This window comes from Serratia sp. MF1(2023), assembly GCF_030954545.1.
Taxonomy (GTDB): Bacteria; Pseudomonadota; Gammaproteobacteria; order Enterobacterales; family Enterobacteriaceae; genus Serratia; species Serratia sarumanii.
The window spans coordinates 33772-55318 of record NZ_JAVHUX010000034.1 but is presented as its reverse complement, the minus strand read 5'-3'; the positions used below and the strand labels follow the sequence as shown (position 1 = coordinate 55318).

The 21547-nt window shown below is 60.8% G+C and carries 15 protein-coding genes; 11 read left to right on the top strand and 4 right to left on the bottom strand.

What is annotated here, in order from left to right; translation table 11 throughout:
* Positions 1-106 precede the first annotated feature (106 nt).
* The 4 genes from REA38_RS16390 to REA38_RS16375 are packed head-to-tail and all read left to right on the top strand — an operon-like array spanning position 107 to position 9707.
* Positions 107-6082, top strand: coding sequence for an alpha-2-macroglobulin (locus REA38_RS16390; protein WP_308886247.1), 5976 nt, complete (start codon positions 107-109; stop codon positions 6080-6082).
* Between the two features lie 49 nt (positions 6083-6131).
* The gene (gene pbpC, locus REA38_RS16385; protein WP_308886246.1) at positions 6132-8390 is read left to right on the top strand and encodes a penicillin-binding protein 1C; all 2259 of its coding nucleotides are present in this window, start codon (positions 6132-6134) and stop codon (positions 8388-8390) included.
* A 60-nt stretch (positions 8391-8450) separates the two neighbouring features.
* The gene (gene truC / locus REA38_RS16380; RefSeq protein ID WP_033635741.1) at positions 8451-9221 is read left to right on the top strand and encodes a tRNA pseudouridine(65) synthase TruC; all 771 of its coding nucleotides are present in this window, start codon (positions 8451-8453) and stop codon (positions 9219-9221) included.
* A 33-nt stretch (positions 9222-9254) separates the two neighbouring features.
* Positions 9255-9707 (top strand): flavodoxin, encoded by a 453-nt coding sequence (locus tag REA38_RS16375; protein WP_016929894.1) that lies wholly within the window; start codon positions 9255-9257, stop codon positions 9705-9707.
* Positions 9708-9764: 57 nt separating this feature from the next.
* Here the strand turns inward: REA38_RS16375 and REA38_RS16370 are convergent, their stop codons facing one another.
* From REA38_RS16370 to map, 4 genes are all read right to left on the bottom strand, one after another.
* Positions 9765-10154, bottom strand: coding sequence for a DUF3461 family protein (locus REA38_RS16370; RefSeq protein WP_004931929.1), 390 nt, complete (start codon positions 10152-10154; stop codon positions 9765-9767).
* Positions 10155-10283: 129 nt separating this feature from the next.
* Complete coding sequence (dapD, locus tag REA38_RS16365) at positions 10284-11108, bottom strand: 2,3,4,5-tetrahydropyridine-2,6-dicarboxylate N-succinyltransferase (RefSeq protein ID WP_004931932.1); 825 nt, start codon at positions 11106-11108, stop codon at positions 10284-10286.
* 42 nt (positions 11109-11150) lie between these two features.
* Positions 11151-13814 (bottom strand): bifunctional uridylyltransferase/uridylyl-removing protein GlnD, encoded by a 2664-nt coding sequence (gene glnD / locus REA38_RS16360; protein WP_033649826.1) that lies wholly within the window; start codon positions 13812-13814, stop codon positions 11151-11153.
* A gap of 73 nt (positions 13815-13887) precedes the next feature.
* Entirely contained in the window at positions 13888-14682 is a 795-nt protein-coding gene (map, locus tag REA38_RS16355) for a type I methionyl aminopeptidase (RefSeq protein WP_004931936.1), read from the bottom strand.
* Between the two features lie 345 nt (positions 14683-15027).
* On the opposite strand from map, the gene rpsB reads away from it, so the two are divergent.
* The 7 genes from rpsB to cdsA all read left to right on the top strand — a co-directional run bounded on the left by rpsB (position 15028) and on the right by cdsA (position 21527).
* The gene (gene rpsB / locus REA38_RS16350; protein ID WP_016929891.1) at positions 15028-15753 is read left to right on the top strand and encodes a 30S ribosomal protein S2; all 726 of its coding nucleotides are present in this window, start codon (positions 15028-15030) and stop codon (positions 15751-15753) included.
* A 129-nt stretch (positions 15754-15882) separates the two neighbouring features.
* On the top strand, positions 15883-16734 hold the full coding sequence (gene tsf, locus REA38_RS16345; RefSeq protein ID WP_033654122.1) for a translation elongation factor Ts: 852 nt from the start codon (positions 15883-15885) through the stop codon (positions 16732-16734).
* Between the two features lie 148 nt (positions 16735-16882).
* Positions 16883-17608 carry a UMP kinase gene (pyrH, locus tag REA38_RS16340; RefSeq protein ID WP_004931940.1) on the top strand — a complete coding sequence of 242 codons (726 nt, stop codon included), beginning with the start codon at positions 16883-16885 and terminating at the stop codon, positions 17606-17608.
* Between the two features lie 119 nt (positions 17609-17727).
* A complete protein-coding gene (gene frr / locus REA38_RS16335) occupies positions 17728-18285 on the top strand; it encodes a ribosome recycling factor (RefSeq protein WP_004931943.1) in 558 nt (185 codons plus the stop codon).
* A 157-nt stretch (positions 18286-18442) separates the two neighbouring features.
* Positions 18443-19639: a 1-deoxy-D-xylulose-5-phosphate reductoisomerase gene (gene ispC, locus REA38_RS16330; RefSeq protein ID WP_048321893.1), complete on the top strand. Its 1197-nt coding sequence runs from the start codon at positions 18443-18445 to the stop codon at positions 19637-19639.
* 277 nt (positions 19640-19916) lie between these two features.
* Positions 19917-20675, top strand: a complete 759-nt coding sequence (gene ispU, locus REA38_RS16325; RefSeq protein WP_033635737.1) for a (2E,6E)-farnesyl-diphosphate-specific ditrans,polycis-undecaprenyl-diphosphate synthase — start codon at positions 19917-19919, stop codon at positions 20673-20675.
* A 9-nt stretch (positions 20676-20684) separates the two neighbouring features.
* Positions 20685-21527, top strand: coding sequence for a phosphatidate cytidylyltransferase (cdsA, locus tag REA38_RS16320; protein WP_033644875.1), 843 nt, complete (start codon positions 20685-20687; stop codon positions 21525-21527).
* Positions 21528-21547: the final 20 nt, after the last annotated feature.

The window sequence follows — 21547 nt, the reverse complement described above, 5'->3', positions numbered from 1 at the left end:
GAGTACTCGCGCGGATGCCGGGCAGGAGAGCCGAAGGCGTCTTTCGGCTCGGTTGAACCGCGGCGGTTGACCGGGGGCTGCATTAGGATGATGAGGTGCTGCAATAATGGATTTATTAAGGTTTATCCTGCGTTTGCCTTTTACCCTAGTTAAGGGCGTTTGCCGCCTGCTGGGCGGGATTTTGTCGCTGTTGGGGCGGTTGCTGAGACCGCTGGTCGGCAACCTCAGCTGGCGTGCGCCGGCCTGGTGGGCTGCGCTGCCGCGCGGTTTTTTGCGGCTCGAAAGCGGCGTGGATAAACACCCGAAAGCGATCGGTTTGGGCTTGCTGCTGTTGGCTGGCGCCGCAGGCGGCGCGTTTTACGGCTGGCACTGGTGGCAAAACCGGCCCCAGCCCATCGAACTGGCGCCGATGGCGGTTCAGGAGATCAGCGCCGAGTTGGCCAACCCCGAGCCGATAGACTACGCCGCCGCCCGGCAGGCGCCGCAAACGGTGAGCCTGACCTTCAGCGGCTCGGCCGCGGCAATAAGCGCGGTGGGCAAAACCGTGAGCGCCGGCATCATCCTCAAACCGGCTGCGGAAGGGCAGTGGGTGTGGCGCAATGAGTCGACGCTGGTGTTCACGCCGAAAAAACCGCTGCCGATGGGCGCGAAATATGACGTAACCCTCGAGCCCGCCACCTTGCTGGCGCCGCAGGTCAAGCTCGCCAAAACCCGCTATGCCTTCACCGTGCCCGCGTTCGATTACCGCCTGGGGCAGGCCGAGTATTACCGCGATCCGCAAGATGCGCAGAAACGCAGCGCGATTTTCAATTTGCAGTTCAATGCGCCGGTCGACGTCGCCAGCTTTGAAAAACAGATTTCGCTGGGATTGAAGGAGGGCAGCGCTTCCTCCGAGAAAAAGCTGAACTTCTCCCTGGTCTATGACGAGAAAAAACTGAACGCCTGGGTGCATTCCGAGCCGCTGCAGGCGCTGGATCAGGGCGGTGCTGTGCATCTGACCGTCGGCAAAGGCGTTAAATTGACGGCGGCCGGCAATGCGGTCGCTGAGGCGAAAAGCAACTGGGTCAAAGTACCGACGCTGTACAGCCTGGCGCTGAGCGACGCCAGCGCCCAGGTGGTGGATACCGACGGCGGCCAAGGGCAGCGTGCGCTGGTGGTCGGTTTCAGCGATGCGGTGAAGGATAAAGAGCTGGCGCGGGCCACCAAGGCCTGGCTGCTGCCGCAGCACGATCCGAGCGATGCCGAGACCGCCAACGATGCCGAAGATTTCTATCAATGGACGGTCGACAGCGTCGGTAAAAACGTGCTGGCGCAGGCGACGGCATTGCCATTGACGCTTAACGAGGCGGAAGAGGCCTACCAGCCGCAGTTCAGCTTCCGCTTTGAAGCCCCGGCGCACCGCTTCGTGCTGATCGAGATAGACAACCAGCTGGTCTCCGTCGGCGGTTACAAAATGCCGAAGAAGGTTTATCGAGTGGTCGAAGTGCCGGAGTTCCCGAAATCGCTGCAGTTCATGTCCGCAGGCTCGCTGCTGTCGGTCAACGGCGACAAACAGATCAGCGTGGCGGCGCGCAACGTGGCGGGCCTGCGGCTGGACATCAAGCGGGTGATCCCGAGCCAGTTGCAGCACATCGTCTCCTTCAAAAGCCGGGAATACTCGTCAACGGAATTCAACCGGCTCAACGACGAATATTTCACCGAGCATTTCAAATACCAGACGGCGCTCAACAACGAGCGGCCGGGGGAAGTGAACTATCAGGGCATCGATCTCTCCCGCTATCTCTCCACCAACGCCAGTTCCCATCGCGGAGTATTCCTGCTGACGCTGTCCGAATGGCAGCCGAACCGGAAACCGGCGGCGGAAGAGGCGGGCGCCGAGCCAGAACAGGAACCGGACGAGAGCACCGGGGAAGATCAGCCCGACGTCGGCGATTCGCGCTTTGTGGTGGTGACCGATCTGGGTATCGTCGCCAAGAGCTCGCAGGATAAGACGCGCGACGTCTTTGTGCAGTCGATTCAAAGCGGCGCGCCGGTCAGCGGCGCCAACGTGTCGGTGGTGGCCAAAAATGGCGTGACGCTGCTCAGCCAAACCACCGGGGCCGACGGCCACGTGCGTTTCCCGGCGCTCGACGTGTACACCAACGAGCGCCAGCCGGTGATGTTCCTGGTGGAAAAGGAGGGGGATGTCTCCTTCCTGCCGACCGGCAGCTATAACGATCGCGGGCTGGACTTCTCGCGCTTTGACGTCGCCGGTGAACAAACGCCGACCGATCCGCGCACGCTCAGCAGTTACCTGTTCTCCGATCGCGGCGTTTATCGGCCGGGGGATACCTTTAACATCGGCCTGATCACCCGCGCCGCCGACTGGGGCGTTGGTCTGGCCGGCGTGCCGGTGCGCGCCGAAATCCGCGATCCGCGCGACAAGCTGATGACCACCGTGCCGCTGACGCTGGGCGCCAGCGGTTTCAATGAGCTGAGCTATACCACCGATGAAAACTCGCCTACCGGCGAGTGGAACGTCTATCTGTATCTGATCGGCAAAAACAACGATACCTCCACGCTGCTCGGCCATACCGCGGTCAATGTGAAGGAGTTCGAACCGGATCAGCTGAAAGTGAAGCTGGCGCTGACGCCGAACCGCCAGCAAGGCTGGGTCAAACCGTCCGAGCTGAAGGCCAGCATCGATGTGCAGAACCTGTTCGGCACCCCGGCGCAGGATCGCCGCGTGAGCACCAGGCTGACGCTGCGGCCGATGTATCCGAGCTTCGATCGCTTCCCGGATTATGCGTTCTATGAAAATCGGCAAAACAGCGACGGGTTCGAAACCGAGCTGGAAGATCGCACCACCGATGAGCACGGCGCGGCCGATATCCCGCTCGATCTGAAATCCTACGCCGACGCCACTTATCAGCTGCAGCTGCTGTCGGAGGCGTTCGTCGCCGGCGGCGGGCGCTCGGTGGCGGCGACCGCCCGCACGCTGGTTTCGCCTTACGATTACCTGATCGGGGTGAAGGCGGACGGCGATCTGGGCTACATCAACCGCGACGCGGAGCGGCATCTGAACGTGATCGCCATCGATCCGAATCTGCAACAGATCGCCCTGCCGAACCTGAAGCAGGTGTTGATCGAGCAGAAATACATTTCGGTGCTGACCAAACAGGATTCGGGCGTTTACAAATACCAGTCGAAGATGAAGGAAGTGCAGCTGTCGGAACAGCCGCTGGCGCTGAGCGCGCAGGGCGCGGATCTGCGGCTGGCGACCGATAAGCCGGGCGACTTCGTGCTGGTGATTGAAGATGCGCAGGGCAAGACGCTCAACCGCGTTGCCTACAGCGTGGCCGGCAACGCCAACCTGAGCCGTTCGCTGGATCGCAACGCCGAACTGAAGCTGAAACTGAACCAGGCGGAATACCAGCCGGGCGAAGAGATCGAGGTGGCGATCAACGCGCCTTATACCGGCAGCGGCTTGATCACCATCGAGAAGGACAGGGTTTACGCCTGGCAGTGGTTCCACACCGACACCACCAGCTCGGTGCAGAAGATCCGCGTGCCGGCCGGCATGGAGGGCAACGGCTACATCAACGTGCAGTTCGTGCGCGACATCAACTCCAGCGAGATCTTCATGAGCCCGCTGAGCTATGGCGTGATGCCGTTCAAGATCAGCACCAAGGCGCGGCAAAACAGCCTCAAGGTGACGGCGCCGGAAGTCATCAAGCCGGGTGAAAACCTGACGATGACGGTCAAGACCGACGCGCCGCAGCAGGTGGCGCTGTTCGCCGTCGATGAGGGCATTCTACAGGTGGCGCGTTACCGCCTGAAGGATCCGCTGGAGTTCTTCTTCAGCAAGCGCGAACTAAATGTGAGCAGCTCGCAGATCCTCGATCTGATCCTGCCGGAGTTCAGCAAGCTGATGGCGCTGACCGCGGCGCCGGGCGGCGATGCGGGCGAAGGGCTGGATCTCAACCTCAACCCGTTCAAGCGCAAGCGCGACAAGCCGGTGGCCTATTGGTCCGGCATTACCGAGGTCAGCGGCGAGAAGCAGTTCGTCTACCCGGTGCCGGACTACTTCAACGGCAAGATCCGCGTGATGGCGATTTCGGTGACCCCGGAGAAAATCGGCAAGGCGCAAACCGCCGCCACGGTGCGCGACAATTTCATCATGACGCCGAACGTGCCGGCGATGGTGGCGCCGGGTGACGAGTTCGACGTCAGCGTGGGCGTCAGCAACAACCTCGACGGGCTGAACGGCCAGTCGGTGGCCATCAACGTTCTGTTGACGCCGCCGCCGCAGTTGGAGGTGGTGGGCAACGCGACGCAAAGCCTGACGCTGGCGGAAAAACGCGAAGGCGTGATCGCTTTCCGCCTGCGCGCCAAAGCCGTGCTGGGCGATGCGCCGCTGGTGTTCGACGCCCGTTACGGCGACCAGGCCAGCCGCCGCACTGTCAGCACCTCGGTGCGGCCGGCGGCGCCGTACCGTACCCAGTCGGTGATGGGGCGCATGAGCGGCGGCAGTCAGAACGTCGATGGCCTGCGCCAGATGTTTGACGCTTTCGCGCAGCGCCGGGCGGCGGTGTCGAATTCGCCGCTGGTGCTGACCAGCGGGCTGGCGCAATACCTGGCGGATTACCCGTATTACTGTTCCGAGCAGATCGTCAGCCGCTCAATTCCGCTGATGCTGCAGAGCCGCCACCCCGAGATGAAAAGCAGCCTGAGCCAGGCGGAAGTCAGCAAGCAGCTGCGCAACCTGCTTGGCGTGCTGCGCGCGCGCCAGAACGACAGCGGAGCGATCGGCGCCTGGCGTTCGTCGCCGGATGCCGATCCTTTCGTCACGCCTTATGTGGTGCAGTATCTGCTCGAAGCCAAAGCGGCGGGCTACGCCCTGCCGGAAGGCATGCTGGACGAGGCCAACGGCACATTGCGCGAGCTGGCGGCCAGCGGATTCGACGATCTGTATCTGCTGCGCCTGCGCAGCTGGGCGGTTTACCTGCTGACGCTGCAGGGTGAAGTGACCACCAACTCGCTGGCGGCGGTGCAGGATACGCTGCAAAAACGCTATGGCGAAGGGTGGAAAACCGATCTGAGCGCGCTGTATCTGGCTTCTTCCTATCGGTTGTTGAAGATGGACGACGAAGCCGCCGCGCTGTTGCAACCGAGCTGGCAGCAGCTGAGCAAGGCGTATGACAGCGCCTGGTGGACGCAGAACTATTTCGATCCGCTGGTGCAGGATGCGACGCGGCTGTATCTGATTACCCGTCACTTCCCGGAGAAGGTGGCGTCGATCCCGCCGCAGGTGCTGGAGAATATGGTCAAGGCGCTGAAAGAAGAGCGTTACACCACCTACTCCTCCGCGATGAGCATTCTGGCGCTGGAAAGCTATTCGGCCCAGGTGGCGGCGCAATCCGCCAATGCGGATGCATTGGGCATCGTGCAGGTAGGCAAAGCCGGCGGCGAGCCGCAGCGCATCAGTGAGCTGCAGGGGTTGTTCGTTCAGGGGCAGTTCAACGCCGATGCCACCGCGGTGCGCTTCACCAACGGTGGCAATGCGCCGGCCTGGTATGTGGTGACGCAGGCCGGTTACGACCTGAATGCGCCGCAAAAAGCGCTGTCGCGCGGCATTGAGATCGTCCGCGATTACACCGACGAACAGGGCAAGCCGGTGACGCAGGTGACGCTGGGGCAGAAGATCAATGTCCATCTGAAGGTGCGCGCCAACTCGAAAGAGGGGCAGAGCAACCTGGCGATCGTCGATCTGCTGCCGGGCGGGTTCGAAGTGGTGCAGCAGACGCCGCCGGAACCGGCCGATGCCGGCGAGGAGAGCGAAGACCGCGGCGGTTGGCAGTCGCCGCTGGCCGCTACCGGCTCCACTTGGGCGCCGGATTACAGCGATATCCGTGAAGATCGGGTGATTATCTATGGCAGCGCCGGCACCGAGGTGCAGGAGTTCGTCTATCAGATCAAGGCCACCAATACCGGCAGCTTTATTGTTCCACCGGCCTACGGCGAAGCCATGTATGACCGTGAAGTACAGGCGATGTCGGCCGGCGGCGGCAAGCTGGTGGTGGTGCCGGCGGGCAACGACTAGGCCGGCTCCGGCGCCAGGCCAGCGTCTGGCGCCGGGGTGGTGAGAACGTATGAAGATCCTGACCGGGCGCGTGCTGCAAAACGGCTTGATGGCGGTGTTTTTACTGGCGCTGCTGCGCATCACCCTGGCCAACGACGACCGCTACCGGCTGTGGACGCCGCTGGAGCAGGTGTCGCCGTTGGCGGTGCGCGGGCTGCTGCTGCACGAAGACCGCTGGTTCTACTACAACCCCGGTTTTAACCCCGTCAGCCTGATGCGCGGCTTCTGGCGCAGCTATGTCGCCGGCGGCAAAATGCAGGGCGGATCGACCATCAGCATGCAGCTGGCGCGCATGCGCTGGCATCTCAACACCCGCACGCCGGGCGGCAAGCTGCTGCAGGTGCTGCGTGCGGTGCAACTGGAACTGAGCTACTCCAAGCGCGATATCCTGGAAGCCTACCTGAATTACGCCCCTTACGGCCGCAACATCGAAAGCATCGGCGCCGCCAGCCTGATCTATTTCGCCAAGTCGCCGAAGGATTTGACCCTGCCGGAGGCGCTGACGCTGGCGGTGCTGCCGCAGTCGCCCAGCTACCGTCTGGAGCCGAAAACCGGCGTGCTCGGCACCGCGTTGACCCAGGCGCGCAACCGTCTGTTCCAGCGCTGGCAGCGGGTTTACCCCACCGACGTCAGCCAGCAAACGCTGTTCCGCCTGCCGCTGGCGCTGCGCCAGCCCGAACAAGTGCCCTATATCGCGCCGCACTTTATCGAACAGCTGCGCCAGCAGACGCAGCAACTGGTGCAGCGCGATACCCGCGTCGACACCACGCTGGACGCCGGGTTGCAGCGGCTGGTTGAGCGGCAGGTCAATGCCTTTATCGCCCGCAACCGCAGCCGCGGCATCCAAAACGCCGCGGTGCTGCTGGTGGACAGCCGCGATATGGGGGTGCGCGCGCTGGTGGGATCGGCGGATTATTACAATCGGCCGATCCAGGGGCAGGTGAACGGCACCAACGCCAAACGCTCGCCGGGTTCGACGCTCAAACCGTTCATCTACGCGCTGGGTATGGAGCAGGGCGTGCTGCATCCGATGACCATCCTGAAGGACGTGCCTTCGTCGTTCGGCGCCTATGCGCCGGAAAATTTCGACCGGCGCTTTCTCGGCCCGGTGACCGCCACCGACGCGCTGAATTTCAGCCGCAACATCCCGGCGGTGTATGTTGCCTCGCAGCTGCGCCAGCCGACCTTTTATCAGTTTTTGCGCCTGACCGGTGTCGCCAATATGGCCAACGAAAGCCACTACGGGCTGTCGCTGGTGCTGGGCGGCGGCGAGGTGACGGCGCAGGAATTGGCGAAGCTGTATGCGTTGCTGGCGAACCGCGGCGAGCTGCGGCCGCTTCGTATGCAGCTGAACGAGGCCGAATCGACGCCGGTGCGGCTGCTGAGCGAGGAGGCCAGTTTCATCACGCTGGATATGCTGCGCCAGCACCGGCGGCCGGGCGATACGCTGGCGCAGCGTTCTTCTTCGCTGCCGGTGTACTGGAAGACCGGCACTTCCTGGGGCTTTCGCGACGCCTGGAGCGTCGGGATTTTCGGTCCTTACGTGCTGGTGGTGTGGGAAGGCAACTTCGACGGGCGCGGCAACAATGCGTTGGTCGGCGCCGAGGCGGCCGCGCCGCTGTTCTTCAACATCATCGACAGCGTCAATGCCAGCTACCCCGGCCTGCGGGAACCGAAGCACCCGTTCCCCCAACGGCTGCGGCGGGTGGATATTTGCCTCGCCAGCGGCGATCTGCCGACGCCGTGGTGCCAGCAGAAGGGCAAGACCTGGTTTATTCCCGGCAAGTCGCCGATCAAGGTCGACAGCGTCTATCGGCCGGTGGTGCTGGATATTCACAGCGGCGAGGTCGTTTGCCCGCCGTATGACGCGGCGCAGACCCGCACCGAAATCTTTGAGTTCTGGCCTTCCGATCTGGCCAACGTGTTCGCCCAGGCCGGGCTGCCGAAGCGGGCGCCGCCGGTCAACCGCTGCAAGGACAACGGCATCGCCGTCGGCGGCAACGCGCCGCGCATCACTTCGCCGCTGAAAAACACCACCTATACCCTGCGCCAGTCGCAGCAGGGGCGAGATAAAATCGCCTTCAACGCGGTGACGGACGCCGATAGCAAGACGGTGTACTGGTTCGTCGACGATATCTATCTCGGCAGCAGCGCCAGCAAAAAGCCGATCGATTGGCGGCCGATCGACAATGGGCGCTACCGCATTCGGGCGGTGGACGATCGCGGCCGCGCCGATACGCGGCTGGTGACCATCGAATGGGTGAACTAGCGCTGAGCCGCACGCCTGTTATACTCGCGCCCGAAACGGCTATTTACCTGGGAAAGCGATGTGATTGAGATTTTGTATCAGGATGAACACCTGGTGGCGGTGAACAAGCCGTCGGGTTGGTTGGTGCACCGCAGTTGGCTGGATCGTCATGAGACCCGCTTTATGATGCAGACGGTGCGCGATCAGCTCGGGCAGCACGTCTTTACCGTGCACCGTCTCGATCGCCCGACGTCCGGCGTGCTGCTGATGGCGCTCTCCAGCGAGGTGGCGCGTCTGCTGTCGCTGCAGTTCGAGCAGCATCAGGTGCAGAAAACCTACCATGCGGTGGTGCGCGGCTACGTGCAGGAGGGGGCGACCCTCGACTACCCGCTGACGGCGGAGCTGGACAAAATCGCCGATAAACATGCCGATGCCGATAAAGGGCCGCAGCCGGCGGTGACGCACTACCGGCCGCTGGCGCAGGTAGAGATGCCGGTGGCCGTCGGCCGCTACGACAGCGCGCGCTACAGCCTGGTGGAGCTGCAGCCGGAAACCGGCCGCAAGCACCAGCTGCGGCGCCACATGGCGCATCTTCGCCATCCGATCATCGGCGACAGCAAGCACGGCGATCTGCGGCAGAACCGCGGCATGGCGCAGCATTTCGGCTGCCCGCGCCTGATGCTGCACGCCAGCCATTTGCAGCTGACGCACCCGGTGACCGGTGAGGCGCTGCGGGTGACGGCGCGCTGGGACGAAGACTGGCAAGGGGTGATGACGCAGTTCGGCTGGGCGGGAGTATTCCCTGAACTTGCCGGGGTTGAGTTTAGCGCGGCTAACGGTCAGGATAGCTGACAATTTTTAAAGGTAATGAAGGGAGTAGGAGCCATGGCTCAGGTTGGTATCTTCGTGGGAACGGTCTACGGCAATTCGCTGCTGGTGGCGGAAGAGGCGCAAAACATCCTCAGCGAACAGGGCCATGAGGTCAAACTGTTCGAAGAGGGCACGCTGGAGGCCTGGCAGTATTATCGTCAGCACTACGCGCTGGTGATTACCTCCACCACCGGGCAGGGCGATCTGCCGGACAGCATCGCGCCGCTGTTCCACGCCATTCGCGATCAGGTTGGCTATCAGCCGGAGCTGCGCTATGGGCTGATCGCCCTCGGCGACAGCAGCTATGACAACTTCTGCGGCGCCGGGCGCGCGTTCGACGCGCTGCTGCAGGAGCAGGGCGCTACCCGCGTTGGCGAAGTGCTGGAGATCGATGCGATGGAACAGCCGGAGCCGGAAGTGGCCGCCTGCCCGTGGGTCGAGCAGTGGGGCACGCTGCTGCAATCGTAAAGTAAAAAGGCGCCGCGAAAGGGCGCCTTGGCGATGATGCGGATCAACCGATCCGCATTACTTGCCGCGGGTGAGTTTTTCCAGATCGGCTTCGATCTCGGCAATCTTGTGCGACACCACGCCTTCGAGATGGCGCAGGTCGTCGAGGATTTTACGCTTCAGATCCACTTCCACCTGATCGCGTTGGCACAGCTGATCCAGTTCGTCGATCACGTAACGCAGGTTCGGGTTGATCTCGTGAATTTCCTTGTAGCCCTGGCCGGCGTTGTCCGCCACCACGGTTTTACGCTGGCGCGGGTACTTGAACTTCACGCTTTTAGCGAAGAACTCGCCCTTGTCCTTGCGGAAATAGATCTTGAGGATGTCGTTGTTGGCCTCTTGACGCAGGCTATAGCGATCGACGTCTTCCGGTTGATTGATGCCCAAACTCTTCAAGTTATCGTACATACTGCGCCCTCTTTAGATGTGATCGTTATATTCCACGACTGCGATTATGGCGGAAAGCGAGGTCTGCGACTGTGACTGCCAGCGAAACGCAGACAAAAAAATAGCGGGTGAATCACCCGCTATTTCAATTTAGTCGATAGTGCGCAATAACTCATTAATGCCGACTTTACCGCGCGTTTTGGCGTCGACCTTCTTGACGATCACCGCGCAGTACAGGCTGTAGGAACCGTCTTTCGAAGGCAGGTTGCCGGAAACCACCACCGAACCCGCCGGTACGCGGCCGTAATGGATTTCGCCGGTCTCGCGGTCATAGATACGGGTGCTCTGGCCGAGGTACACGCCCATCGAAATCACCGAGCCTTCTTCCACGATCACGCCTTCCACCACTTCGGAGCGCGCGCCGATGAAGCAGTTGTCTTCGATGATGGTCGGGTTGGCCTGCAGCGGCTCCAGCACGCCGCCGATGCCGACGCCGCCGGACAGGTGAACGTTTTTGCCGATCTGAGCGCAAGAACCGACGGTGGCCCAGGTGTCGACCATGGTGCCTTCGTCGACGTAGGCGCCGATGTTAACGTAAGACGGCATCAGCACGGTGTTGCGCGCGATGAACGCGCCCTGGCGCACGGTGGCTGGCGGCACGACGCGGAAACCTTCCTTCTGGAAGCGCGCTTCATCGTAGTCGGCGAACTTCATCGGCACCTTGTCGTAGTAGCGGGTTTCCGCGCCGTCCATCACCTTGTTGTCGTTGATGCGGAAAGAGAGCAGCACGGCTTTCTTCAGCCACTGATGGGTGACCCATTGACCGTCGATCTTCTCGGCGACGCGCAGGGCGCCGCTGTCCAGCAGGCCGATCACCTGGTTTACCGCTTCGCGCGTTACGGTGTCTACGTTCGCCGGGGTGATGTCCGCACGGCGCTCGAAGGCGCTTTCAATAACGTTCTGTAATTGCTGCATGCTGTTCTCTTTCCTGATGTTGTCGGTAAAAAGTTACTTGTATCACATTTTATCGTTTGGGGTGAGGGCCTCTGTCAACCGTTGCTCCAACTTTCTGCGCGTTTCCTGGTCGAGCGCGCGCCGCTCGCCGTCGGCCAGGATAAACAAGTCCTCGACCCGCTCGCCGATGGTGGAAATGCGCGCGCCGTGCAGCGACAGCCCCAGGTCAGCGAACACTTCGCCCACCCGCGCCAGCAGGCCGGGCTGGTCGAGTGCGGTCAGCTCCAGGTAGCTGCGGCGATCGGTATGGGTCGGCAGGAAAGTGACCTCGGTCGGCACGCTGAAGTGGCGCAGCTTGGAAGAGGGCCGGCGCACGCGCGGCGGCTGATACTCCCGCTGGGTGATGGCCTGCAGCAGCGCCTGGCGGATCGCCGCGTGGCGATCCTGCGCCAGCGGGCTGCCGTCCGGCTCCAGCACGATAAAGGTGTCCATTGCCATACCGTCGCGGTTGGTGAAGATCTGCGCGTCGTGCACGCTCAGATTGCGGCGATCCATCTCGCCTGCGACGGCGGCGAACAGATAAGGGCGGTCCGGGCTCCAGATGAATATCTCGGTGCCGCCGCGCGTCGCCTGGCGGCTGACCAGCACCAGCGGCTGGGTGGAATCGTGGGCCAGCAGGTGGCGGGCGTGCCAGGCCAGCTGATTCGGCGAGTGGCGCAGGAAATAGTCGGCGCGGCAGCGGCTCCAGATGCGGTGCAGCGCCTCTTCGTCGATGTTGTCCATGCGCAGCAGCGCCAGCGCCTGCAGGCGGTGATGGCGCACGCGTTCGCGCAGATCCGGGCTGTTTTGCATGCCGCGGCGCAGCTGCTTCTCGGTGGCGAAATACAGCTCGCGCAGCAGGCTCTGCTTCCAGCTGTTCCACAGGGTTTCGTTGGTGGCGCAGATGTCGGCCACCGTCAGGCATACCAGATAGCGCAGGCGGGTTTCGCTCTGCACTTCGCTGCTGAACTGCTGGATCACCGTCGGATCCTGGATATCGCGGCGCTGCGCGGTGACCGACATCAGCAGGTGGCAGCGCACCAGCCAGGCCACCAGCTGGGTTTCACGCGAGTTGAGGCCGTGAAGTTCGGCGAACTCCACCACGTCTTCCGCGCCGAGGATCGAGTGGTCGCCGCCGCGCCCTTTGGCGATATCGTGGAACAACGCCGCCAGCAGCAGCAGTTCCGGGTGCGGCAGGCGCGGATACAGCTCCACGCACAGCGGATGGCGCGGCCGAGTCTGGTCGTCGGCGAAACTCTCCAGCTTCTGCAGCACGCGGATGGTGTGTTCATCGACGGTATAGGCGTGGAACAGGTCGAACTGCATCTGCCCGACGATCTTTCCCCACTGCGGCATATAGGCCCACAGCACGCTGTGACGGTGCATCGGCACCAGCGCGCGCGACACCGCGCCGGGATGGCGCAGGATGGCCATAAACAGATCGCGCGCTTCCGGAATGGTGCACAGCGGCTGCTTCAGGTGGCGGCGCGCGTGACGCAGCTGGCGCACGGTGGTGGAATAAATGCCCTTGATCTCGCGGTTGCGCACCATCAGGTAGAACATGCGCATGATAGCCTGCGGCTCGCGGATAAACAGCGTTTCGTCGCGCAGGTCGATCAGATCGCCGCGCAGCTGGAAATCGTCGTTCAGCGGGCGCGGCTTCTCGGTGGCGTCCAGCGCCAGAATGGCCTCGTCGAACAGCTGCAGCAGCATGTGGTTCAGTTCGCTGACGCGCCGCGTCATGCGGTAGAAGTCTTTCATCATGCGCTCGACCGGCTCGTTGCCTTCGCCTTCATAGCGCAGCAGCTGCGCCACGCTGAGCTGGCGATCGAACAATAGGCGGTTGTCGTAACGCGGCAGCACCAGGTGCAGTGCAAAGCGGATGCGCCACAGGAAGCTCTGGCACTCGTTCAGCTCGTTGCGCTCGGCCTGGGTGAGGAAACCGAAGCCGACCATTTCGTCCAGCGAAGTGGCGCCGAAGTGGCGCCGCGCCACCCACAGCAGCGTGTGAATATCGCGCAGGCCGCCGGGGCTGCTTTTGATATCCGGCTCCAGGTTATAGCTGGTGCCGTGGTAGCGCTGATGGCGCTCCTGCTGCTCGTTGATCTTGGCGTGGAAAAACTGCGGCGAAGGCCAGAAGCCGTCGCTGAAGATATGTTTTTGCATCTGCAGGAACAGCGCGACGTCGCCGCAGATCATCCGCGATTCGATCAGGTTGGTGGCCACGGTCAGATCCGCCAACCCTTCCAGCAGGCACTCTTCCAGAGTGCGCACGCTATGGCCCACTTCCAGCTTGAGATCCCACAGCAGGGTGATGAATTCGCCGACCCGCTGCGACTGCTGTTCCGTCAGCCGGCGCTGGCTGAGCACCAGCACGTCGATGTCCGACAGCGGATGCAGTTCGCCGCGGCCGTAGCCGCCGACCGCCACCAGCGCCGTTTCCGGGATATCTTCGAAGCCGTAGAACGTCCACAGCCGGCGCAGCAGGCGATCGATAAAGTCGCTGCGCGCCGCCACCAGGCTTTCGGCGCTGGAGCCGGCGTCGAACGCCGCCGCCAGCCACAGCTGGAACTGCTCCAGCCGCTGTTTCAGCATCGGGCAGGTGAGCTCTTCGTCGCCGTAGGTGCTGGGGGAGGCGGGCGGCATCGGCACGGCCGGGGCCGCTTGTTGAAGGAGATTGTCAGACATAGTGCGCAGCCCATAAAAAAGGCCGGCAAAAGCCGGCCTGGTGATATTCTGCACGCGGCGTTCGCCGCGGTGCTTACATCTCGTGCGTAATGATGTTGGGGATGGTGTCATCCTTGCGCAACGTCATTATCTCGCAGCCGTTATCAGTGACCACAATAGTATGCTCATACTGCGCCGACAAGCTGCGATCTTTGGTTTTTACCGTCCAGCCGTCTTTCATGGTGCGGATGCGGTAGTCGCCGGCGTTGACCATCGGTTCGATGGTGAAGGCCATGCCCGCCTGCAGCACCACGCCGCCGTCATCGGCATCATAGTGCAGCACCTGCGGCTCTTCGTGGAACACTTCGCCGATGCCGTGGCCGCAGTACTCGCGCACCACGGAGAATTTCTCGGCCTCGACGAATTGCTGGATAGCCTTGCCCAGGGTGCGCAGGCGGATGCCCGGCTTGACCATCTTCAGCGCCAGATACAGGCTTTCCTGAGTGACGCGGCACAGGCGCTCGCCCAGAATGGTCGGTTTGCCGACGATGAACATCTTCGAGGTGTCGCCGTGGAAGCCGTCTTTAATCACGGTCACGTCGATATTGACGATGTCGCCGTCTTTCAGCGTTTTGTCGTCGCTCGGGATGCCGTGGCACACCACTTCGTTCACCGAGATGCACACGGATTTCGGGAAGCCGTGGTAGCCGAGGCAGGCGGAGATGGCCTGCTGCTCGTTGGTGATGTACTCGTGACAGATACGGTCCAGCTCGCCGGTGGTCACGCCAGGTTTGACGTGCGGCTCGATGATTTCCAGCACTTCGGCGGCCAGGCGGCCGGCCACGCGCATTTTTTGGATGTCATCAGGTGTTTTAATTGAGATTGCCATGAAATTCGTCCGCAGGTGTCGTTATCGTCGACAATAAGAAGCAGTGACTTATGGTATCAGCCCGGCCGGGGGCTGCCAAATTTCATTTCCCGATGCCCGGCGCAAAGCAACAAAAGTTGGTGTCGGCGGCGGGTTTATGGTATAAAGCGCGCCGGCGATCCGCGACTTGGTTCTTGTGACCTGGCAGGAATTGGCCGAAAATACTTTAACTGCACTCATTTTGTGTAAATAACACACACGTATCGGCACATCCGCCGGGGTGCCCTGAGGTGACTTGTCGCCGCCAGGGTCGGCGTTATGGGATACGTGGAGGCATAACCCCAATTAATCTATAGAGGTTTAATCATGGCAACTGTTTCCATGCGCGACATGCTCAAGGCTGGTGTTCACTTTGGTCACCAGACCCGTTACTGGAACCCGAAAATGAAGCCTTTCATCTTCGGCGCTCGTAACAAGGTTCACATCATCAACCTGGAGCAGACCGTACCAATGTTCAACGCCGCTCTGGCTGAACTGAGCAAGATCTCTTCCCGTAAAGGCAAGATCCTGTTCGTAGGTACCAAGCGCGCAGCAAGCGAAGCGGTAAAAGACGCTGCTAACAGCTGTGACCAGTTCTTCGTGAACCACCGCTGGTTGGGCGGCATGCTGACTAACTGGAAAACCGTTCGTCAGTCCATCAAGCGTTTGAAAGATCTGGAAATCCAGTCTCAAGACGGCACCCTGGACAAGCTGACCAAGAAAGAAGCGCTGATGCGCACTCGTGAACTGGCCAAGCTGGAAAACTCCCTGGGCGGTATCAAAGATATGGGCGGTCTGCCAGACGCACTGTTCGTTATCGATGCCGATCACGAGCACATCGCGATCAAAGAAGCCAACAACCTGGGTATCCCGGTATTCTCTATCGTTGATACCAACTCCAACCCAGACGGCGTTGACTTCATCATCCCTGGTAACGACGACGCAATCCGTGCAGTAAACCTGTACCTGACTGCCGTTGCTGCCGCTGTGCGTGAAGGTCGTTCTCAAGATCTGGCCGTTCAGGCGGAAGAAGGCTTCGTAGAAGCTGAATAATAAGGCAAGCTCGTCACTGAGCCCTTATTAACCAGGTATTGACATATGTTGGTTAGGGGGGCCTGTTAAGGCCCCCTTTGCTTATCTGAATGAGAACTGTCTCCACGCGAGATAACCGAGGAAAAATAAATGGCTGATATTACCGCTGCCCTGGTAAAAGAACTGCGCGAGCGTACCGGCGCTGGCATGATGGATTGCAAGAAGGCGCTGGTTGAATCCAACGGCGACATCGAACTGGCAATCGAAAACATGCGTAAGTCCGGTGCGATCAAAGCCGCTAAAAAAGCAGGCAACGTAGCTGCTGACGGCGTGATCAAAACCAAGATCGAAGGCAACTACGGCATCATTCTGGAAGTTAACTGCCAGACTGACTTCGTAGCGAAAGACGCCGGTTTCCAGGCGTTCGCCGACAAAGTGCTGGATGCGGCCATGGCCGGCAAAATCACTGACGTTGACGTGCTGAAAGCACAGTTCGAAGAAGAGCGCGTAGCGCTGGTGGCAAAAATCGGCGAAAACATCAACATTCGTCGCGTTGCTTCCCTGGAAGGCGAAGTGCTGGGCAGCTACCTGCACGGCGCGCGTATCGGCGTTCTGGTTGCGGCTAAAGGCGCTGACGAAGAGCTGGTCAAGCAAATCGCAATGCACATTGCGGCAAGCAAGCCAGAGTTCGTTAAGCCGGAAGACGTGTCTGCTGAAGTGGTAGAAAAAGAGTACCAGGTTCAGTTGGACATCGCCATGCAGTCCGGCAAGCCGAAAGAAATCGCAGAGAAAATGGTTGAAGGCCGCATGAAGAAATTCACCGGCGAAGTTTCTCTGACCGGTCAGCCTTTCGTTATTGATCCGAGCAAATCCGTTGCTCAGGTGCTGAAAGAGCACAACGCTGACGTGACCAACTTCATTCGCTTCGAAGTGGGCGAAGGCATCGAGAAAGTCGAAACCGACTTCGCTGCTGAAGTTGCCGCGATGAGCAAACAGTCTTAATGACTGTCGATGGAACCGCCGTCTGGCGGTTCCATACTATCCAGCCAGAATTACACCGGTGGCAGGCCCTGCAGCGTGATGCTCACCTCAGGCGCGTTTCATCGGCTGAAATCCCCAATACTAATACTGCTTCTTAGGACAGAACACCATGGCAACCAATGCAAAACCCGTATATCAGCGTATTCTGCTTAAACTGAGTGGCGAAGCCCTGCAAGGTGCAGAAGGTTTTGGTATCGACGCCAGCGTTTTGGATCGCATGGCTCAGGAAGTGAAAGAGCTGGTCGAACTGGGAATTCAGGTCGGTGTAGTTATTGGCGGCGGGAACCTGTTCCGCGGCGCGGGCCTGGCGCAAGCCGGCATGAACCGCGTAGTGGGCGACCACATGGGAATGCTGGCTACCGTGATGAACGGCCTGGCTATGCGTGATGCACTGCACCGTGCCTATGTGAACGCCCGCCTGATGTCGGCGATCCCGCTGAACGGCGTGTGTGACAATTACAGTTGGGCAGAGGCGATCAGCCTGCTGCGCAACAACCGCGTGGTGATCTTCTCCGCCGGTACCGGTAACCCGTTCTTCACCACCGATTCCGCCGCTTGCCTGCGCGGCATCGAGATCGAAGCGGACGTGGTGCTGAAAGCCACCAAAGTGGATGGCGTATACTCCGCCGATCCGGTGAAAAACCCGGATGCGACGCTGTATGAACAATTAACCTATCAGGACGTGCTGGAGCGCGAGCTGAAAGTGATGGATCTGGCGGCGTTTACGCTGGCCCGCGATCACGGTCTGCCGATCCGCGTGTTCAACATGAACAAGCCGGGCGCGCTGCGCCGCGTGGTGATGGGTGAGAATGAAGGTACGCTGATCAGCAAATAAGGCTGTTCACACCCCTTTTTCGGTGCGCGTGACGCCAGACGCCGCGCGCTCTCCGAGTACGATTACGGGCTATACTTGAGTATCGCCTGCCAAGTAACCAGCTTCCAAGGGTTTGCAACGTGACTAATGAAATCAGAAAAGATGCTGATTCACGCATGGAAAAAAGCGTAGAAGCATTCAAAAACCAAATCAGCAAGATCCGCACCGGCCGCGCTTCTCCAAGCATTCTGGACGGCATCATGGTGGAATACTACGGCGCCGCTACGCCGCTGCGCCAGCTGGCCAACGTGACCGTGGAAGACTCCCGTACGCTGAAAATCAACGTGTTCGACCGCAGCCTGAGCCAGGCCGTTGAGAAAGCGATCATGAGCTCCGATCTGGGCCTCAACCCGTCTTCTGCCGGTTCTGACATTCGCGTTCCGCTGCCTCCGCTGACCGAAGAACGTCGTAAGGATCTGATCAAGATCGTGCGTGGCGAAGCCGAGCAGGGCCGAGTAGCGGTGCGTAACGTGCGTCGCGACGCCAACGACAAGGTCAAGGCGCTGCTGAAAGACAAAGAGATCAGCGAAGACGAAGAACGTCGTTCACAAGACGAGATTCAGAAAATGACCGACGCTTACATCAAGCTGGTCGACGCCGCGCTGGCGGAGAAAGAAAAAGAGCTGATGGATTTCTAATCAGCATCGCGCAGAAAAAAAGCGTCGCCTGGGCGGCGCTTTGTTTTTTGTGGCGCAGATCCCGTTTTATCGTACTGAAAGATCATGGACAAGCGGTGTCCAAGGTTCCACACTGGAACACCTCCGATCTTATCAGACAGTTATTCAGAGTGAACTCATGAAGCAACTGACCATTCTTGGCTCGACCGGCTCGGTAGGGACCAGCACCCTGGCCGTGGTCAGGGCAAATCCCGACCTTTTTGCGATCAAAGCGCTTGTGGCCGGCCGCAACGTCGCGGTCATGGCGCAGCAATGCATGGAATTTCGGCCCGCCTTCGCCGCGATGGCGGATGAAAGCGCCGCGCGCGAGCTGCGCGCCATTCTGGCGGAAAACGGCGTCGCTACCGAGGTATTGGCCGGGGAGCAAGCGGCCTGCGAACTGGCGGCGTTGGACGACGTCGATCAAGTGACGGCGGCCATCGTCGGCGCCGCGGGGCTGTTGCCGACGCTGGCGGCGATCCGCGCAGGCAAGCAGGTGCTGCTGGCCAACAAAGAGTCGCTGGTCACCTGCGGCCGTCTGTTTATGGATGCGGTGCGCCAAAGCCAGGCGCAGTTGCTGCCGCTCGACAGCGAGCACAACGCGATTTTTCAGAGTTTGCCTGAGAGCATTCAGCGTCAGTTGGGATACTCTTCCCTGGACAGTCATGGTGTTTCGCGCATCGTGCTTACCGGCTCCGGCGGCCCGTTCCGCACCACGCCGCTGGAGCAGTTCGCCGCGATGACCCCGGATCAAGCCTGCGCCCACCCGAACTGGTCGATGGGGCGCAAGATCTCGGTGGATTCCGCCACCATGATGAACAAAGGTCTGGAATACATTGAGGCCCGCTGGCTGTTTAACGCCTCGGCCGAGCAAATGGAAGTGATCCTGCATCCGCAGTCGGTGATTCACTCGATGGTGCGCTATGCCGACGGCAGCGTGCTGGCGCAGCTGGGTACGCCGGATATGCGCACGCCGATCGCCCACGCGATGGCGTATCCGCAGCGCGTGAACTCCGGCGTGGAGGCGCTGGACTTCTGTCGCATCGGTTCGTTGACCTTCGCCGAACCGGAGTGCGAGCGTTATCCTTGCCTGTATTTGGCGATTGAAGCGTTCGATGCCGGCCAGGCGGCGACCACTGCGCTGAACGCGGCCAACGAAATCGCCGTGGCGGCATTTTTGCAGCAGCAGATTCGCTTTACCGACATTGCGGCGGTCAACCGCCAGGTGGTGGAGCGCCTTGCGCTGCAGGAACCGACCAGCATCGAAGCGGTCTTAGACATTGACCGCCAGGCGCGCGCCGCCGCCGAGGAGCGCGTTCGCGCGTTGCGCGGTTGAGGACGGCGATTATCCGATTTTGCTCGTAATTCACGCGTGCCGCAGCGGGGCCGTTTGTTCATGCCCCGCTGAGGTGGTATAGTCTGCGCCACCTGTCAGCGGTTATACCGTTGAATTATGGCCTGATTGGCGCTTTGTGCGCCAATGGCGGCCCGGCTGCGCCGGGCATCGCGAGGGCTGGCTGAAAGCCGTGTCGGGCACACGGCTTTTTTTGCGCGTAAGGGCCTGATGTTCCGGAAAGGCAGTTATATTTCTATTGAGGAAATAAGTACGAGTTATGTCGTCCGCAAACCAACAAGAGGCTAATCCATCTTCCCCGGGGCCGCGCCATGTCGCCATTATCATGGACGGTAACGGACGCTGGGCCAAACGTCAGGGCAAGTTACGTGTCTTCGGTCATAAAGCAGGGGTGAAATCGGTTCGCCGCGCGGTCAGTTTTGCCGCCAGCCACCATTTAGATGCGCTCACGCTTTATGCCTTCAGCAGCGAAAACTGGAACCGTCCGGTGCAGGAAGTCTCCGCCCTGATGGAGCTTTTTGTCCGTGCTCTGGATAGTGAAGTAAAAAGCCTGCATAAACATAACGTCAGGCTGCGGGTGATCGGCGATATCAGCCGCTTCAGCTCGCGTTTGCAGGAGCGGATCCGCCGCTCTGAAGCACTGACGGAAAATAACGATGGCCTGACGCTCAATATCGCTGCCAACTACGGTGGCCGTTGGGATATCATTCAGGGAGTAAGGGAACTGGCCGAACGAGTACGGGTGGGGGAGTTGCACCCGGATCAGATCAGCGAGGAATTATTGAACGAGCGGGTTTGCATGAGCGACCTGGCGCCGGTGGATCTGGTTATCCGCACCGGTGGCGAGCATCGCATCAGTAACTTCCTGCTGTGGCAAATCGCCTATGCTGAACTTTACTTTACTGATGTGCTCTGGCCTGATTTCGATGAACTTGTCTTTGAAGGTGCGCTGAATGCATTTGCACAACGTGAGCGCCGCTTCGGGGGAACAACACCTATCGGCGCCGATGCGTCCTAGGGAGAACTTTTGCTGAAGTATCGCCTCATAACTGCTCTGATTTTAATCCCGATCGTTATCGCGGCGCTGTTCCTGTTGCCGCCGCTGGCCTTTGCTCTGGTAACGCTCGTCGTGTGCATGTTAGCAGCCTGGGAGTGGGGCCAACTGGCCGGTTTTACCTCCCGTTCGCAGCGCATCTGGCTGGCGATACTGTGCGGTTTTCTGCTGGCGCTGATGATGCTCAGCGTTCCCGCTTACCATCAATCCGTGCCGCAGATAAGCGGCTCGCTGTGGCTGTCGCTGGCCTGGTGGCTGGCGGCGCTGCTGCTGGTGCTGTTTTACCCCGGCTCGGCCGCCATTTGGCGCAATTCGCGCCCGCTGCGCCTGCTGTTCGGCCTGCTGACCATCGTGCCGTTCTTCTGGGGCATGCTGGCGCTGCGCCAGTTCGGCTACGAGCAAAACCCGTTTACCGGCGCCTGGTGGCTGCTGTACGTGATGCTGCTGGTGTGGGGCGCGGATTCCGGCGCCTATATGTTCGGCAAGCTGTTCGGCAAGCATAAGCTGGCGCCGAAGGTCTCTCCGGGTAAAACCTGGGAAGGGCTGATTGGCGGGCTGCTGACGTCGGCGGTCATTTCCTGGCTGTTCGGCCGCTACGCGCCGCTGAACGTGGTGCCGACCACGCTGTTGGCCTGTTCGGTGATCGCCGCGCTGGCTTCGGTGCTGGGCGATTTGACCGAAAGCATGTTCAAACGCGAAGCGGGGATCAAGGACAGCGGTCACTTGATCCCCGGTCACGGTGGCATACTGGATCGTATCGACAGCCTGACCGCGGCGGTGCCGGTGTTTGCCTGCCTGATGCTGTTGGTGTTTTAATCCGTCGATGACGGAAAGTG

Bases quoted from the DNA above. Each gene is read 5' to 3' on its own strand.
- REA38_RS16390 (WP_308886247.1), top strand. From the start codon at position 107: ATGGATTTATTAAGGTTTATCCTGCGTTTGCCTTTTACCCTAGTTAAG.
- pbpC (WP_308886246.1), top strand. From the start codon at position 6,132: ATGAAGATCCTGACCGGGCGCGTGCTGCAAAACGGCTTGATGGCGGTG.
- REA38_RS16375 (WP_016929894.1), top strand. From the start codon at position 9,255: ATGGCTCAGGTTGGTATCTTCGTGGGAACGGTCTACGGCAATTCGCTG.
- REA38_RS16370 (WP_004931929.1), bottom strand. From the start codon at position 10,154: ATGTACGATAACTTGAAGAGTTTGGGCATCAATCAACCGGAAGACGTC.
- dapD (WP_004931932.1), bottom strand. From the start codon at position 11,108: ATGCAGCAATTACAGAACGTTATTGAAAGCGCCTTCGAGCGCCGTGCG.
- glnD (WP_033649826.1), bottom strand. From the start codon at position 13,814: ATGTCTGACAATCTCCTTCAACAAGCGGCCCCGGCCGTGCCGATGCCG.
- map (WP_004931936.1), bottom strand. From the start codon at position 14,682: ATGGCAATCTCAATTAAAACACCTGATGACATCCAAAAAATGCGCGTG.
- rpsB (WP_016929891.1), top strand. From the start codon at position 15,028: ATGGCAACTGTTTCCATGCGCGACATGCTCAAGGCTGGTGTTCACTTT.
- tsf (WP_033654122.1), top strand. From the start codon at position 15,883: ATGGCTGATATTACCGCTGCCCTGGTAAAAGAACTGCGCGAGCGTACC.
- pyrH (WP_004931940.1), top strand. From the start codon at position 16,883: ATGGCAACCAATGCAAAACCCGTATATCAGCGTATTCTGCTTAAACTG.
- ispC (WP_048321893.1), top strand. From the start codon at position 18,443: ATGAAGCAACTGACCATTCTTGGCTCGACCGGCTCGGTAGGGACCAGC.
- ispU (WP_033635737.1), top strand. From the start codon at position 19,917: ATGTCGTCCGCAAACCAACAAGAGGCTAATCCATCTTCCCCGGGGCCG.